9 protein-coding genes and 7 pseudogenes are annotated in these 14971 nt (G+C 60.7%); 4 read left to right on the forward strand and 12 right to left on the reverse strand.

Annotated elements, in window-relative coordinates; all coding sequences use genetic code 11:
- Positions 1-62: 62 nt before the first annotated feature.
- Positions 63-1328 carry an IS256 family transposase gene (locus QFZ94_RS00275; protein WP_429455097.1) on the forward strand — a complete coding sequence of 422 codons (1266 nt, stop codon included), beginning with the start codon at positions 63-65 and terminating at the stop codon, positions 1326-1328.
- A 32-nt stretch (positions 1329-1360) separates the two neighbouring features.
- Here the strand turns inward: QFZ94_RS00275 and QFZ94_RS00280 are convergent, their stop codons facing one another.
- From QFZ94_RS00280 to QFZ94_RS00325, 10 genes and pseudogenes are all read right to left on the reverse strand, one after another.
- Complete coding sequence (locus tag QFZ94_RS00280) at positions 1361-1513, reverse strand: hypothetical protein (RefSeq protein ID WP_429455156.1); 153 nt, start codon at positions 1511-1513, stop codon at positions 1361-1363.
- 2 nt (positions 1514-1515) lie between these two features.
- Complete coding sequence (locus tag QFZ94_RS00285; protein WP_429455157.1) at positions 1516-2835, reverse strand: DDE-type integrase/transposase/recombinase; 1320 nt, start codon at positions 2833-2835, stop codon at positions 1516-1518.
- A 131-nt stretch (positions 2836-2966) separates the two neighbouring features.
- Positions 2967-3500 (reverse strand): DUF6431 domain-containing protein, encoded by a 534-nt coding sequence (locus QFZ94_RS00290; RefSeq protein WP_429455158.1) that lies wholly within the window; start codon positions 3498-3500, stop codon positions 2967-2969.
- A gap of 182 nt (positions 3501-3682) precedes the next feature.
- A pseudogene (gene tnpC, locus QFZ94_RS00295) lies at positions 3683-5146 on the reverse strand (IS66 family transposase); the annotation flags it as partial.
- A gap of 89 nt (positions 5147-5235) precedes the next feature.
- Positions 5236-5490 carry an IS66 family insertion sequence element accessory protein TnpB gene (gene tnpB / locus QFZ94_RS00300; protein WP_429455428.1) on the reverse strand — a complete coding sequence of 85 codons (255 nt, stop codon included), beginning with the start codon at positions 5488-5490 and terminating at the stop codon, positions 5236-5238.
- 54 nt (positions 5491-5544) lie between these two features.
- Positions 5545-5738: pseudogene (locus QFZ94_RS00305) on the reverse strand (hypothetical protein); the annotation flags it as partial.
- Positions 5739-5798: 60 nt separating this feature from the next.
- Positions 5799-6104 (reverse strand): annotated as a pseudogene (locus QFZ94_RS00310) (DDE-type integrase/transposase/recombinase); the annotation flags it as partial.
- A gap of 53 nt (positions 6105-6157) precedes the next feature.
- Positions 6158-6244: pseudogene (locus QFZ94_RS00315) on the reverse strand (IS6 family transposase); the annotation flags it as partial.
- Between the two features lie 280 nt (positions 6245-6524).
- Positions 6525-7544, reverse strand: coding sequence for an IS110 family transposase (locus tag QFZ94_RS00320; protein ID WP_429455160.1), 1020 nt, complete (start codon positions 7542-7544; stop codon positions 6525-6527).
- Between the two features lie 124 nt (positions 7545-7668).
- Positions 7669-8313: pseudogene (locus QFZ94_RS00325) on the reverse strand (IS6 family transposase); the annotation flags it as partial.
- Between the two features lie 311 nt (positions 8314-8624).
- On the opposite strand from QFZ94_RS00325, the gene QFZ94_RS00330 reads away from it, so the two are divergent.
- The gene (locus QFZ94_RS00330) at positions 8625-9479 is read left to right on the forward strand and encodes a transposase (protein ID WP_429455162.1); all 855 of its coding nucleotides are present in this window, start codon (positions 8625-8627) and stop codon (positions 9477-9479) included.
- A gap of 326 nt (positions 9480-9805) precedes the next feature.
- Here QFZ94_RS00330 and QFZ94_RS00335 read toward each other — a convergent pair whose 3' ends face one another.
- Positions 9806-11299: a hypothetical protein gene (locus QFZ94_RS00335; protein ID WP_429455164.1), complete on the reverse strand. Its 1494-nt coding sequence runs from the start codon at positions 11297-11299 to the stop codon at positions 9806-9808.
- An 87-nt stretch (positions 11300-11386) separates the two neighbouring features.
- On the opposite strand from QFZ94_RS00335, the pseudogene QFZ94_RS00340 reads away from it, so the two are divergent.
- Positions 11387-12115, forward strand: a pseudogene (locus QFZ94_RS00340) (IS5 family transposase); the annotation flags it as partial.
- Between the two features lie 155 nt (positions 12116-12270).
- On the opposite strand, the gene QFZ94_RS00345 reads toward QFZ94_RS00340, so the two are convergent.
- A complete protein-coding gene (locus QFZ94_RS00345; protein ID WP_429455097.1) occupies positions 12271-13536 on the reverse strand; it encodes an IS256 family transposase in 1266 nt (421 codons plus the stop codon).
- Positions 13537-14501: 965 nt separating this feature from the next.
- Here QFZ94_RS00345 and QFZ94_RS00350 point away from each other — a divergent pair.
- Positions 14502-14838 (forward strand): annotated as a pseudogene (locus QFZ94_RS00350) (transposase); the annotation flags it as partial.
- Positions 14839-14971 lie beyond the last annotated feature (133 nt).

The raw sequence follows: 14971 nt of genomic DNA on the forward strand, positions 1-14971 counted from the left end.
AGCGAGAATGTTGCTTGTCAAAGGCACAACCAGCGAACCCGAGAAGGCCGGACCCGACCACCATGAAGAAGATTACGCAAGAAGCGAACAGCAGTAAAGCGCAAACGAAAAGCGTGCTAGATGAGCTGATCCAGCAAGGCGCGCGGCAGATCATTCAGCAGGCAGTCGAGGTGGAACTGGCGACCATGCTCGAACAGTACAGCAACGTGAAGTCGATCGACGGCCGGCGTGCCGTGGTGCGCAACGGCTACCTGCCCGAGCGCGAGGTCGTCACAGCGATCGGTCCGGTGACGGTTCAGGTGCCGAAGGTGCGGGATCGTTCGGGCTCGGGCATCCGGTTCAATTCGACGATCGTGCCGCCGTACGTGCGCAAGTCCGCGCGCGTGTCGGCAGCGCTGCCGTGGCTGTACCTGCGAGGCATCTCGACGGGCGACATGAGCGAAGCCATGGGCATCATGCTGGGCGGCCAGGTCAGCGGCATGTCGCCGAACGTCGTGAGCCGGCTGAAGGCCCAATGGGCCGATGAGCATGAGCAGTGGAATCGGCGTGAGCTGTCGTCGGCGCGCTGGGTCTACTGGTGGGCCGACGGCATTCACACCGGTGTGCGCAGCGACGATTCCGACGGCCAGTGCCTGCTGGTGATCGTTGGCGTCAAACCGGACGGGACGAAGGAACGTGTGGCCATCGGTGACGGCTACCGGGAATCGAAGGCATCGTGGAGCGAACTGCTGCTCGATCTGAAGAAGCGCGGCCTGCCGTCGGGGCCACTGCTGGCCTGCGGCGATGGCGCGATGGGATTCTGGGCCGCGATGGAGGAAGTGTTCCCGCAGACGAAGCATCAGCGCTGCTGGTTTCACAAGATGGGTAACGTGCTCAATGCGCTGCCGAAATCGCAGCAGGCTCGAGGCAAGAAGGCGATGCAGGACATCTGGATGGCGGCCACGCGCGCTGATGCACTGGCCGCATTCAATCACTTCGTCGACGCGTACTCGGCAAAGTACCCGAAGGTCGCCGAAAAGCTGACGGAAGATCGTGACGAGCTGCTCGCGTTTTACGATTTCCCGGCTGAACACTGGCAGCATCTGCGCACCACGAACCCGATTGAATCGACCTTTGCGACGGTGCGCCATCGCACGAAACGCACGCGCAACTGTGTATCGCGCGCGACGTTCCTCGGGCTGGCGTTCAAGCTGATCGAGTCGGCCGAAGAATCGTGGCGGCGCATCCGCGCCCCGGAAAAGCTCACTTCGATGCTTGACGGGATGACGTTCAAGGATGGAGAACCGGTGACCGACAGCACACCGGCTCAGCAATCGCTAGCCGCCTGATTACGCCGAGACCGCATACACCAGATTTGACTTTAACTCGGTTCGCCCGTCAGCAGGCCGATACCGGGACTGGTGAGCAGCCACTGGAAGCGCTCGGTGAGCTGGGCAAGCGCGCCGTCGTCCCACAGGTCCGTCGAATCCTTGTCCAGCGGCGCGCAGCGCAGGCCGAAGTGTTGTCGGTACATGGTCAGCCCTCCGTGCGGTAATGACGCTGATGCACGAACTCGAGCAGATTCGGCCCTGATGCTGCGGCATGGGTGGCAGGCTGCGCCGGTGGGCGCTGCCGCCGGCGCGTGCAGTTGGCCACGGTATCCAGTTCCGTGGCGGCGCCCAGCGCCTGCCCGGCCTGGCTCTCGACGCGAAGGACGGAGCCGGCGTGCGGATCGAGCACGACCACGACCGTCTGTCCGGTGAGCTCGTACGGGACCTCAAAGCGCTTGCCGTTGAACGACACGGTGCCATCACGACGCACATGGCGCGAGATGCGATGCAGGAACAGTTCATCCAGCCGCGCAGCCAGTGTGCCGAGCTGCCGGATGCGCGGCAGGTCCTGCTGGTAGCGAGAGAGCGGCGTGTGCTCGCCAAGTGCACCGTGTTTGCGGCGATGGTAGATCTGCTCGATCCATGCCCATAGCCGGGCGTTCAGGTCCGCCATGTCACGGATATGCGTCGCGTCGAGTTCGGCAAGGAACTGTTCGCGTAACGTGCGGTGCCAGCGCTCGAGCTTGCCTTTGCTGGTCGGCTGGTACGGCCGGCAATGCACGAGCCGGATTGACAGTTGCGCGCAGATGCCCTGCAGCGTTGAGGCACGATAGGCGGCGCCGTTGTCGACGACGAGCGTCTTCGGCACGCCGCGTCTGAGCAGCGCCTGCTTGAGCACGCCTTCAATGTCGAGCGCCGTCTCCGAGGTGCAGAACGCGCAATGGGCGATCAGCCGCGAGGCGTCGTCCATCAGCGACACGAGGTACGTCTTTGTACGCTTGCCGCCGAAGGACAGCGTCGGGCCGTGCAGCACATCGCCGTACCAGATTGAACCGGCATACTCGGCCTCGAAGCTGCGTTTCTCCTCAGGCACGACATCGGGACCGGCAATGCGTGAGATGCCGTGCGCCTTGAGCAGACGATGCACCGCGCAGCGCGAGAGCGTGTCGCGCGGCACCACGCCGGCGGCCTCCAGCAGCAGCCGGATCTGGCGGATCGAACGGCGCGGGTTCTCGCGTTTGGCCGCCAGCACGGCGCCCTGTATGGCTTCAGGCAGCTTCGAGCGGCCCACATCAGTACGGGCGTGATCGGCGAGTCCCGTCAGACCATCACGTCGCCATGCGTAGTACCACTTGAGCAGCGTCTTCTCGCTGATATGACGCCGGCGCGAGCCGGGAATGGCGTATTCCTGCTGCGCGAGCTGTTGGACGATCTGCTGCAGCTCGCCGTGGCCCAGCCGTTCGCGGCTGACGAGCGGACCGAGTACCGACAGGCGAAACAGGGCCTTCGGATCGACTTCGTTCATAGGTGTTCCCCGTAAAAATGAAGGAACCCATATGAAACCGCCAATGCGCGAGCTCGGGCAGTGAGCAAAGTGTGTGGGGTACCCGTTGCAGCGCAGACTTCGTCGTCGCGCAGCGAACGGGATTCCCCCGATCATGGGACAGCGACGCCGTCGTGATCGAGCCAGGCCATCGCTTCGCACAGTGGCATCAACTGAAGACAGGCGAGCCAGAAAGCGGCGAAGCCGACGCTGCGTCCGAGCGTTGCGAACCGGCTGCGCAGGTGGAAAGAGAAGTCACCGGAGACCGTTGACAACCATCGCCACCAGCGCCGCACGGTGTGATAGCCGAGCACCAGGATCGTGGCGGTACGACGCAGCGAAGCGCCCGCGATCAACAACTGCAGCACCTGCTGCTGCAGCGCCCAGCCATACCAGCGGCGTGGGCAGATGCACAATGGCAGGCGTGAGCACGTGCGTCGACACGACGAACATTGGAAACGCGGCACCGCAACAGGATTGAGGTCGCCATCGGCGTGACGATCGGCCTTGCGCGCGTAACAGCCGTGCCCCCAGAGGCAACTGAAGCCGCAATGCGGACAATGATCGGGGCGGTATGACTGAGGTGTGGTAACGACAGCGCGAAGATGCTGTTCGAGCGTGAGGAACGCAAATACAATTCGGTGCATGGCCAGTTTGTTCTTGATGTTCGTGCGGCGTCCGGAAAACATCGCACGATATCAGAGCAACACTGGCCATCCTCACATCCGCTGTGTCTCGCGCTACGCGCGGTGGTGTTCTGAAACTCCACCTCGCCGATCACGCGACAAACTCATCTGCTACACCTCGAATTGTTCGCGACGTAACACTCTTTTGCACCGTCAACTGTGTCGCTGAACAGCCAGCTTTTCCTCGACGTGGCAAACGGCCTGACGTCGCGCTCGCAGACGTTGTTGTCTATTGCGGCTCGCCCGTCAGTGACGTAGCGGCTCAGATATTCCCACTGGTTACGCGTATAGGCGATTGCCTTACCGAGCAGGCTCTGCGGCGTCACCTTCGGCGCCAGTTCGTCAAGCCACGCCCTGAACGCCTCGAGCACCGGCACGCTGTGTTTCTGCCGCAGGTCGTATGTGTAGTCGGCACGTGTCTGGCCGGCAGGCAGATCGCCTTTGGCCAGCGCCTCGACACGGTACAGGGCCTGGAAGTATTCAAGCGCCTTTGCCACACGAGCGTTCGGCGGCTTCGGCTTTGCGTCATCCCCTTTCTTCTGCGCCGCCTTGTCCGCCTTGACGAACAGCCTGCGCGCGTGCGCCATGCAGCCGAAGTGCGTTGCCTTTTTCAGCGTGCGCCACGCACTGTATCCGTCGCTTACCAACATGCCGCTGTAGTCGCCGAGGAATTTCTTCGGATGCTCCTGGCCGCGCCCCGGCTGGTACTCGAACAGCACCACGGGTTCGGGACAGTCTTCGGCGCTGCGATAGACCCACGCATAGCTTTTACTCTGCGCAGACCGGCCGGGTTCCTTGAGTACCTGAAGCGTGGTCTCGTCGCCGTGGATCAGCGGCTGCGACAGCAATGTCCTGTACAGCGCGTCGTACAGGCGGGTGTAGTGCAATTCGCTGGGGCGGATGACCCAGTGTGCCAGCGTGCCCCGGCTCACCGGAATCTGCCAGCGGGCCATGGCGGCCTGCATCCGGTACAACGGCATGCCGTCGACGTATTTCGCGGTCGCGACCGTCGCGATCACCGACGCATCCGCATGGCTGCCCGGAAGCGGCTGTACCGGCATCGGTGCGAGCACGACCGGCGTATGTTCGGCGTGACGCTCGCAGTGCCGGCACGCGTACTTTGCACGCACGTTCTGGTGAACCGTCCATTTGACCTCGACATGCAGCTGTTCGCTGATGTCCTCGCCGATTCGATGCATCGGATTGCCACAGCACGGGCAACCCCGCTGGTCTTGCGGCAGATCGTACTCGATGCGTTCGCGCTTCAGGTACGCCGGCAACGGCTTGCGTCCCACCTTGCGCCGCTCAGGCTTGCCGGCCGGTGGCAAGCCGGTGTCAGGCAGCGCCGGCTGGAGACCTTCGTCGTCCTCGTCGCATGGTTCGGTCCGGGCGATCTGCTCGGCTTCGTCGAACACGCGATCCTTGCGTTTTTCGCTTTTCGGCGCGTAACGCTCGGCCTGCAGCAGGCGGACCTGTTCCTCGAGCTGCCCGACGCGCTGGTTCAGTTCGTCGATGTGTTTCGCATCGCCGGCCACCCGCGCTTCGAGGGCGTGGATATAGCCCTGGACAGCCTGGGGTACGCGCTTGAGGTCGGATGCATTCTTCATGCGCTCCAGGATAGCGAAGCGCGGTGCACCGTGGGTTTACGTCAATTTGTAAAAGGCGCCCGGCCGTTGTTTACGTGCAACGTACCGGGCTAGCTGGCGTGTTCGTAATGGCGTGCAGGATGACGGCGAAGCGCGTCGATGTCGATGCCATCGAGCAGCCAGTGGAGTTGCTGCGTCGTCAGCTCGATCACTTCCTGATCACGTCGCGGCCACACGAAGCGGTCTTCCTCGAGCCGGCGCAACAACAGCCAGAAGCCGGTGCGCTCGTACAGCAGGAGCTTGATCCGGTTGCATTTACGGTTGCGAAACGCGTACACGGCGCGCGCGAGCGGATCCAGTCGCATCGAATTCTCAACCACGGCGGCAAGGGTATTGATACCGCACCGGAAGTCGACCACGAACAGATCGACCAGTATCCGCACGACCGGTTTGAGCCGGTCGGCGCGCAGGCGCAGCCGTTCGCTCCGATTGGTTCTCAGCTCGATCATTTCGTCATCGGCAATCGTATCGCGAGTTCGCCCGACAGCCAGCGCCGGTCGCGCCGGAACAGTTCCGCCAGCAGCGGCTCGAGGCGCTCCGTACGGTCGCCTACCGTGAGGTTCTGTTGCAGTAAGGGTGTCGGGACGAGAAATGTCGATATGATAAGTATTGCTTATGACAAAAGGGAGTAAAACTGCTGGGAAGCAGACGACGGGTCTTTGCCCGCACATTTCATCTGTCCTTTCCTGATCATGTGCATTATTTCGATGCCACCCAGACCCAGGAGAATGCGGGCGCAACGAAATTTCTTGAACCCGAGCATCGGGCGGGTCCGGCGCTTGATCGCGCGGTGGTCCTGCTCGACGATGCTATTCAGATACTTTTTCTGGCGGACCTCGATCGGCAGATTCCGCCTGGCGTTGATCGCCTGCAAGGCAGCCAGATTCGATCCGCTCTTATCGAGCGTCACGGTCTCGGGTTCTGTTGCAGTAAGGGTGTCGGGACGAGAGATGTCGATATGATAAGTATTGCTTATGACACAAGGGAGTAAAACTGCTGGGAAGCAGGCGACGGGTCTTTGCCCGCACATTTCATCTGTCCTTTCCTGATCATGTGCATATATATGAACGCCTCCCGTTTGCTAAGGCTTTCGTTTGTTGTGACGGGCAGGATGGGTTGCTGCTGTATATACGGCCTTGCTGCAGCCGGTACATACGCTGCGGGCCTCTATGAAATCCGCTGACTCGCACCTCATTGACCTCACGAGCTCAAGGGTCTTATGCACATTCAGGTTTAGCGAGTTCCGGTCCAACCTGTTCTGTCATCACATTCGATTGCCAGCGCAACCTTCGACGCGTCATCCTGTGTGAAGTTAGTCTTCTGCGTGAACGCTGGCTATTCAGACCGGCTTCGCGCTCACGTGCCCCATCTGATACGACCGCTCGTGGGCGAGGATTGCCCAGATTGTTCGTGCCATCTTGTTGGCCAGCGCGACGATTACCACGTTCGGTGGCCTGCGCTTGCTGATCTGCTCGACCCACGAGCCGGGCTCCTTCGCGTGATACAACACGCTACGGGCACCGTGTATCAACAGCGTGCGCAGATACGTGTCGCCGCGCCTGCTGATCCCCAGCAACGTCACCTTTCCGCCCGAGCCAGTCTGCTTTGGTACGAGACCGATCCAGGCTGCGAACTCGCGCCCCGACCTGAACGACTTCGCGTCGCCCGTTGTCGCCACTGCGGCAGTCGCCGTCAGCACACCAACGCCGGGGATCGCGGTAATCGCTTTGACCGCCTTGTCCTCCAGCATCCACTGACGCAGCCGCCGTTCGATCACGGCGATCTGGTCATCGAGCTTCGTCAACCCGTTCCACTGCTCGCGCAATGTGTCGATCAACACCATCGGCAGTCGATCCGTTATGCCGGCAAGCACCGCCGGTATCGCCTTATCGAGCGCAGCCCGGCCCTTACCCATCACCTCGCCGTATTCGGCCAGCAGTCCGCGCAAGCTGTTGATCTGCATCGTACGAAACTTGACCAGTTGCTGGCGCATCCTGTGCAGCGCCAGCACCGCTTGCTGGGCTTCGCTTTTTACCGCCACGGCCTTGCCTGGCTGCTGCACGGCCAGCCAGATCGCCCGGGCGTCTGCTGCATCGCTCTTGTTGCGGATGTTGAATGCCTTGACGAACCCGGCCGGCATGAGCTTCACCTCGTGCCCCAGTTTCGTGAGTTGTCGTGCCCAATGCTGTGAACCACCGCAAGCTTCCATCCCGATCAGGCACGGCGCCCGGTTCACGAAGTGCTCGAGAAACTTGGCGCGCTTGATCTGCCGGTTCACAATCTCTCCAGTTTCCGCGTCCACGTAATGCACCTGAAACACGCGCTTGGCAATGTCGATCCCAACTGGCGTAAGCTTCATTTCGGATCCCTCCGGTTTTGCCTGTGAAGACCTGCATGATCTTCCATATTGGCACAGTGATGCCGTCGGCCCGTGAAGGGTCCATCCTCATCCTTAGTTCCACCGTTCACGGTTGGGAGGCGTTCATTCCATTGACCTCGATGCCGCCGAGAATGACCCTCGCACGGTGGAAGTTCTTGAATCCCAGCATCGGCCGGGTCCGGCGTTTGATAGCCCGATGGTCCTGTTCGACAATGTTGTTCAGGTACCTGATCTGACGGACCTTGATCGGCGTCTCGCGATCGGCATTTATCGCATCCAGTGCGGCCAGATTGGAGCCGCTTTTGTCGATGGTCACGGTCTCTGGCGTACCATTATGGGCGATCGCCTTTTCAAAGAACCGCCGGGCAGCGACCTTGTCCCGCCTGGCCCTGAGCAGGAAGTCGACCGTGTCGCCCGCCTTGTCCACTGCCCGGTAAAGATATTTCCACTCACCTTTGATCTTGATATAGCTCTCGTCCATTCGCCAGCTTTTCCCAACCGGACGCTTGTGCTTGCGGAAGCGCCTTTCGAAGAGCGGCAGCAGTTTGATGACCCAGCGGTACACCGTCGAATGATCCACCGCGATACCACGCTCGTCCATCATTTCCGCAAGATTGCGCAAACTCAGCGAATAGGCCACGTACCATCGCACGCACAGCAAAATCACTTCAAGCGGGTAGCGAAGGCGCTTCAGGACCTTGGCCAGGCCCGGCGCGAGTGTGGTTCGCGGTGTCTTCGTCTTCTTCATCGCACAGCTCAAAAATTCGCTACCCAATTTTAACGTGGGCCTTACTGCAACAGAACCATTCGAAATGCGTTTCGGGCTGCCACCCGACAGAATATTGAGCCCGCTACGTGGCTCGATTACGCCGATCCTGCGGTGGCTCCAATATGCCGATCATCGAGTGGCCCGATTGCACCGATCATGCACTGGCTCGATTGCGGCGATCATCCGTTGGCTCGATTACGCCGATCCCGGAATGGCTCGAATATGCCGGTCAGTGACAGCGGGGTTGGCGAGGCCGGAGCGGTTAAAGTCAAGGCTTTGCGGATGCGAGAATGGCTGCAAACCATGGCCGACAGGCGATTCCCACGAAATTGACGGTTGAGCAGTTCGAGCAATTTATCTTGCCGCATCTGGGCCGGGGCCGGCGCGGTCCGCCACCGACGTTGCCGCTACAGAAGATGTTCAACTATGTCCTGAAGGCGCTGTACATGGGTTGCCAGTGGAAGATGCTGCCCATCGAAACGAATGCACTGGGGCTGCCTGAAATCCACCACACCCGCATCTACCGGATCATGCGGCGCTGGCAGGCCGACGGCAGCATCGACCGGGTCTTTGCGGGCTCGGTTGATCAACTGCATCAGGACCAGCGCCTGGACCTCTCGACCATCCACGGCGACGGCAGCGAAGAAAGGCGGCGACACCTGGGCTACAGCGGGCACAAGCACCTCAAGGGCGACAAGGTGGTGGCCTTCTGCGATCGCAAATGCAACATCATCGCGCCGTTCGTGAGTGCGCCGGGCAACCGCAACGAATCGCCCCTGCTGCGTGACGCGCTGCCAAAACTTACCGCCATGGCGCGTGCCATTGGTGCGGACCTGCAGGGCTCAACCGTCAGTCTGGATGGCGTCTACGACTGCCGCGAAAACCGCCGTGCGATCTTCAACCGCGGCATGAGGCCCAACATCCCAGAGAATCTGCGCAACCGCAAACAGAACAAACGCGGCCGCAAGCGTCATTTCGATGCGGCCATCTTCGAGGAGCGCTTCAGCACCATCGAGCGCGTGTTCGCCTGGGAGGATACGTTCCGCCGCCTGCTGCTGCGCCTCGAGCGCATCAGCGACGTACACTACGCGCTCAAGACGCTGGCCTATACGATGATCAACCTGCGGCACTACTGCGGCAGCTGATCGCGGCCCTCTGGGCCGCCTGTCGTCACGTCGCCGGCGCATTGCGTCGCGGCCCCGCGCGTCGATGCCATGTCGATCACCTCGCAAATCCGACTACCGCTTCGCGCCGCCCGTCTTGCCAACTCCCGCATTTCATGAAACATATGTCCTACTGATCAAATGCAACTTCAGTCCGCTTGAAACCCGCAATCAGTTGGTTGCAAAATCCGGCGAGGTTCAAAAAGCGCGATTTTTGCGTTACACAGACGAGCGGAATCAGCCTGCGTAAGAAAGCAGGAATAGTAAGGAATGCGGTTCAAATGGAGGCCGGCGACGACCTGCCGATATCAGGTTCGCTGAGGCTGGAGTGGGCCGAATCCGAGCAGCGTCAGCCAGTGATCGTGAGGCTTGCGGCTCATCAGTTCCCTCGGGCTCTTTCCAGTTCGCTCAGGGCATCGGCTGCGGGCAAAGCGGCGATGGTTGAAGACAAACTGCAGCAGACCAAGCCAGGCCCGCCCGCCCTTCAGATGACGCCGGTTGGTCAGGTAGACGCGCAGTCGCGAGTTGAGATTTTCGACCAGCGAGCTGCTGCGTGGTGTGCTATGCAGCGCCCCGGATACGGCGGCGTAGACGCCGTGAAACGGGCGGCCGATGCGGGCTAGCAGGCGATTCCACCCTTGCCAGAACGCACTCGACGTTTCGGACTTGCGATGCAGCATGCAGACCTCGCGCACGAGATGGCGCGCCACGTTGTGCGTTCGTGCAATGGCGTCGAGTTTTGTGTCGAGCAGGCCCGCGAAAGCGAGCAGGCCGTCGCGCTGGTTCTGAAGGGCACGCCGGTATGCCCCTGTACGTGACAGGTCCCGTGCTTCACGTTGCTGCAGTTCGGCAACCACGAAATCGAACAGCCGTTGACGCGTCGCGAGGTCCGGCCCAGCCAGTGACAGGATGTCACGTTCGAGCCACTGAACCAGGGTGCGCAGGTCGGCAGCCAGCTCGTGCGCATGGGCTTCATTGCGCCGAAGCGTTTCCAGCGCGGCTTCGAGGAGGCTATCCTCACCACGTCGACGGGGATTGGCCAGACGCGCTTCGAGCTGCTCGCGCCCGGTGCGAGCGCCACTGGCGACACGATGCCAGAGCGTCGCTAGTGATTTACCCTGCTGGATGATGTGGAATACGTCGCCGTGACACGGCGTATCGGGCCAGGCCATTTTCTGCCCGGCACGCAGACCGGTTCCCGCATCGGCGATCGTGTGCTCAGGATCGAGGCCCTGTGCCTGCAGATCCAGCAGATGGATGGCCCAGGTGTCGCCGTCGCGATGGGCTTCGGGGGCGAGCAGATAGCAATAGGTCGAGGCGACATCGATACCGGCGAGCACGGGTTGGGAACCCTGAAAGAGTTCGTCGTGCAGACCGACCCGGATGGGTGAGAGATCGATACCGGCGTTGATGGCGATGGCCTGCTTTGCGGCCCGCTGAAGAACGGTGTGAATCGTGCCCAGGCTGGTCGAGACGCCGAGCAGGTCGTGCATGAGTTCAAGGGTACTGCGAAACGAAACGTGGCCCACCATCGTGAGCGCCACGATGACCTGATCGAGCCATTGGCGGGTGACCGGCAGCATGAAAAGCACCTGATCTGCGTCGGCTGCCCGCGTGGTATCAAAGGCTTCATCCAGCGCTACACTGGCCGTGCCGATCTGTCGGTAGACCGTCGGGCGGCTCACGCCGTTACGCTCAGCCAGCACACTGATGGGTTCGGTGCGCGTGAGGGCCTGAAGTGCAATCGCTTTGCGTTTGTCGTCGCTCAGTCTGCCGACGCCAGATTGGGTGTTTTGAGTCATGGATGCCGCAGAGGAAAAATGGGGGCACCATTATCGCCTGGCACTCAAGGTGCCTCCCAATGTGTAACGCAGCTTTGAACCTCGCCCGTGATCGAATTCTTCAACGAAGTGGTGGCCATCGCTCAGAAGAAGGATCTGCTCTCGGGCGAGCACTTCAGCGTAGACGGCACGCTGATCCAGGCGTGGGCGGGACACAAGAGCTTCGTTCGCAAGAACGATGACGATCAGGATGACGAAGGCAGCAGCGCGGGCGACTTTAAAGGTAGCAAGCGCAGCAACGAGACGCATCAGTCCAGTACCGATCCTGATGCGCGGCTCTACCGAAAAGGCAAGACGGGCAGCGAATTGCGATACATGGGCCATACGCTGACCGATAACCGGCACGGTCTGGTGGTCAACGCGCGCGTGACACGCGCTGACGGGCATGCTGAGCGTGAAGCGGCCAAGATCATGATCAACGACGCGCGGCAAGCACTACAGGATTCGGGCGCAGAGATCACGTTGGGCGCGGACAAGGGTTACGACGCACAGGAATTCATCGAGGCCTGCCACGAGATGAAGGTCACACCGCACGTAGCGCAAAACACCTCGGGGCGGCGTTCGGCGGTGGCCGATACGATTGCCTCGAGCGCGGGCTACGCCATTTCCCAGCAAAAGCGCAAGCTGATCGAGCAAGGCTTCGGATGGGCGAAGACCGTGGGACGTATGCGCCAGGCGATGGTGCGTGGGTTGAAGAAGGTGGATCAGATGTTCGTGTTGAACATGGCGGCATACAACCTCGTGCGCCTGCGATCCTTGGCACAAGTCCGTCCGTAGTGACGGAAAACGCGGAAATGAGGCCAGGAATTGGCCTCAAAACGCTTAAAGGGACGTTGAATTCGCATTGAATCTGCACAATGCGAAAAATCTTGCGACGAGAGTCGCGTAATTGGGAGTTAAAGTCAAATCTGGTGTATGCGGTCTCGGCGTAATCAGGCGGCTAGCGATTGCTGAGCCGGTGTGCTGTCGGTCACCGGTTCTCCATCCTTGAACGTCATCCCGTCAAGCATCGAAGTGAGCTTTTCCGGGGCGCGGATGCGCCGCCACGATTCTTCGGCCGACTCGATCAGCTTGAACGCCAGCCCGAGGAACGTCGCGCGCGATACACAGTTGCGCGTGCGTTTCGTGCGATGGCGCACCGTCGCAAAGGTCGATTCAATCGGGTTCGTGGTGCGCAGATGCTGCCAGTGTTCAGCCGGGAAATCGTAAAACGCGAGCAGCTCGTCACGATCTTCCGTCAGCTTTTCGGCGACCTTCGGGTACTTTGCCGAGTACGCGTCGACGAAGTGATTGAATGCGGCCAGTGCATCAGCGCGCGTGGCCGCCATCCAGATGTCCTGCATCGCCTTCTTGCCTCGAGCCTGCTGCGATTTCGGCAGCGCATTGAGCACGTTACCCATCTTGTGAAACCAGCAGCGCTGATGCTTCGTCTGCGGGAACACTTCCTCCATCGCGGCCCAGAATCCCATCGCGCCATCGCCGCAGGCCAGCAGTGGCCCCGACGGCAGGCCGCGCTTCTTCAGATCGAGCAGCAGTTCGCTCCACGATGCCTTCGATTCCCGGTAGCCGTCACCGATGGCCACACGTTCCTTCGTCCCGTCCGGTTTGACGCCAACGATCACCAGCAGGCACTGGCCGTCGGAATCGTCGCTGCGCACACCGGTGTGAATGCCGTCGGCCCACCAGTAGACCCAGCGCGCCGACGACAGCTCACGCCGATTCCACTGCTCATGCTCATCGGCCCATTGGGCCTTCAGCCGGCTCACGACGTTCGGCGACATGCCGCTGACCTGGCCGCCCAGCATGATGCCCATGGCTTCGCTCATGTCGCCCGTCGAGATGCCTCGCAGGTACAGCCACGGCAGCGCTGCCGACACGCGCGCGGACTTGCGCACGTACGGCGGCACGATCGTCGAATTGAACCGGATGCCCGAGCCCGAACGATCCCGCACCTTCGGCACCTGAACCGTCACCGGACCGATCGCTGTGACGACCTCGCGCTCGGGCAGGTAGCCGTTGCGCACCACGGCACGCCGGCCGTCGATCGACTTCACGTTGCTGTACTGTTCGAGCATGGTCGCCAGTTCCACCTCGACTGCCTGCTGAATGATCTGCCGCGCGCCTTGCTGGATCAGCTCATCTAGCACGCTTTTCGTTTGCGCTTTACTGCTGTTCGCTTCTTGCGTAATCTTCTTCATGGTGGTCGGGTCCGGCCTTCTCGGGTTCGCTGGTTGTGCCTTTGACAAGCAACATTCTCGCTAGACCGCCACCGCCTTCTCAAATTCCCGCCGCTCCCGCTGTACACCAGATTCGACAATAGCTCCCAATTACCAACGTAATTGGAGCGGGGCCTCTTTAACTCGAGTGTACTTCAGCAGCCTGCTAGTCCAGTGCAAATAACGCCACTGTAGGGATACTCACTTCGCCAAGGTTGTCGCAATTTCGCCACCAGAGCCAAAGGCAACCAATTTTTTGCTACGCTGGTCAACTCAATATCGGAGTCGTAATGTGCCTCTCAATATATCCAGTTCGTCGCGCTCCGAACGAGGCCGAAGAAATCAGAGCACTTAAGCAAATGATGCTGACCAGCCCACAGGGTTATCAGGTTTCCTCGTGCGCTACCGCATAGATTTCACGACCCAACGCAAACCTAAAGAGGCTATCTTGACTAGAGGAACCGTTACTGGATTGGCTGCTGAGAGTGCCAGTCGCATCGAAAGTACTCGGGACGGCGCGATCCAGACGACTGCACCGCCGGTATCTGAGCCGACCAGCGTCACGTTGCAAGGCGCACTCGCCGGCCTCCGCGATATTCCACCGTCGAATCGCCATGAGCTTTCCCATCCGTTGCCGGCCACACACGATCACTACGCTCTGTCCGAGCGATCATCATCCCATCTCGCCGCACCTGACCGGCTACTCGTCGCGAGGCCCATCACGGGGCCGCGGCTTACATACAGTAAGCGGGTTTCAATAACGAAGGCTATGCAAAATCCAATATCACCCAGCCACACGCAGAAAGATCGCGTTGCCGGTCAAAGCGATCGCATTGGAACGGTTCGTCTAGCAGGCTCTTGAACTTCGATCGCGTGTAAAAGGGGGGCGTGGTCGCGCGTTATGGATATTGTGGTCATGATCTTTGGCAGTGAATTCGATGCGCGGAATGGATGAGATGCAAGAAACCCTCTTCACGACCATTAAGCTTGAGCGCTTCGTTCCAGCCGACCATCCCTTGCGGCCCCTCCGGTTGCTGGCCAATCAGGCGCCGAAACGACTCAACGGATTAGCGTTACGTATCTATTCGGACAGCGGTCGGGCCTCGTTTGCACCGGAGAAGCTGATGCGTGCGCTGCTGTTGCAGGTGTTCTAGTCGTAGTCGGTGCGTAGCGAACGCATGCTGATGGAGCAGGTGCGGTACAACCTGCTGTTTCGTCGGGCCGTCCATCGAGGACACGGTGTGGAACCACTTCGTCTTCTCGAAGAACCGCGACCGGCTGCTCGGTGCTTTTCAACAGCCACTAGGGCGCGAGAGCCTGCCCATCGTCGGTTCTCAATCGGTTCAGTCCGACGCGCCAACCATTTACCCTGCGATATTTGCGAAGGCTATCCTGACGGCCCTCACATCGTCTAACT

Source organism: Paraburkholderia sp. JPY465 (assembly GCF_050436725.1).
Lineage (GTDB): Bacteria > Pseudomonadota > Gammaproteobacteria > Burkholderiales > Burkholderiaceae > Paraburkholderia > Paraburkholderia youngii.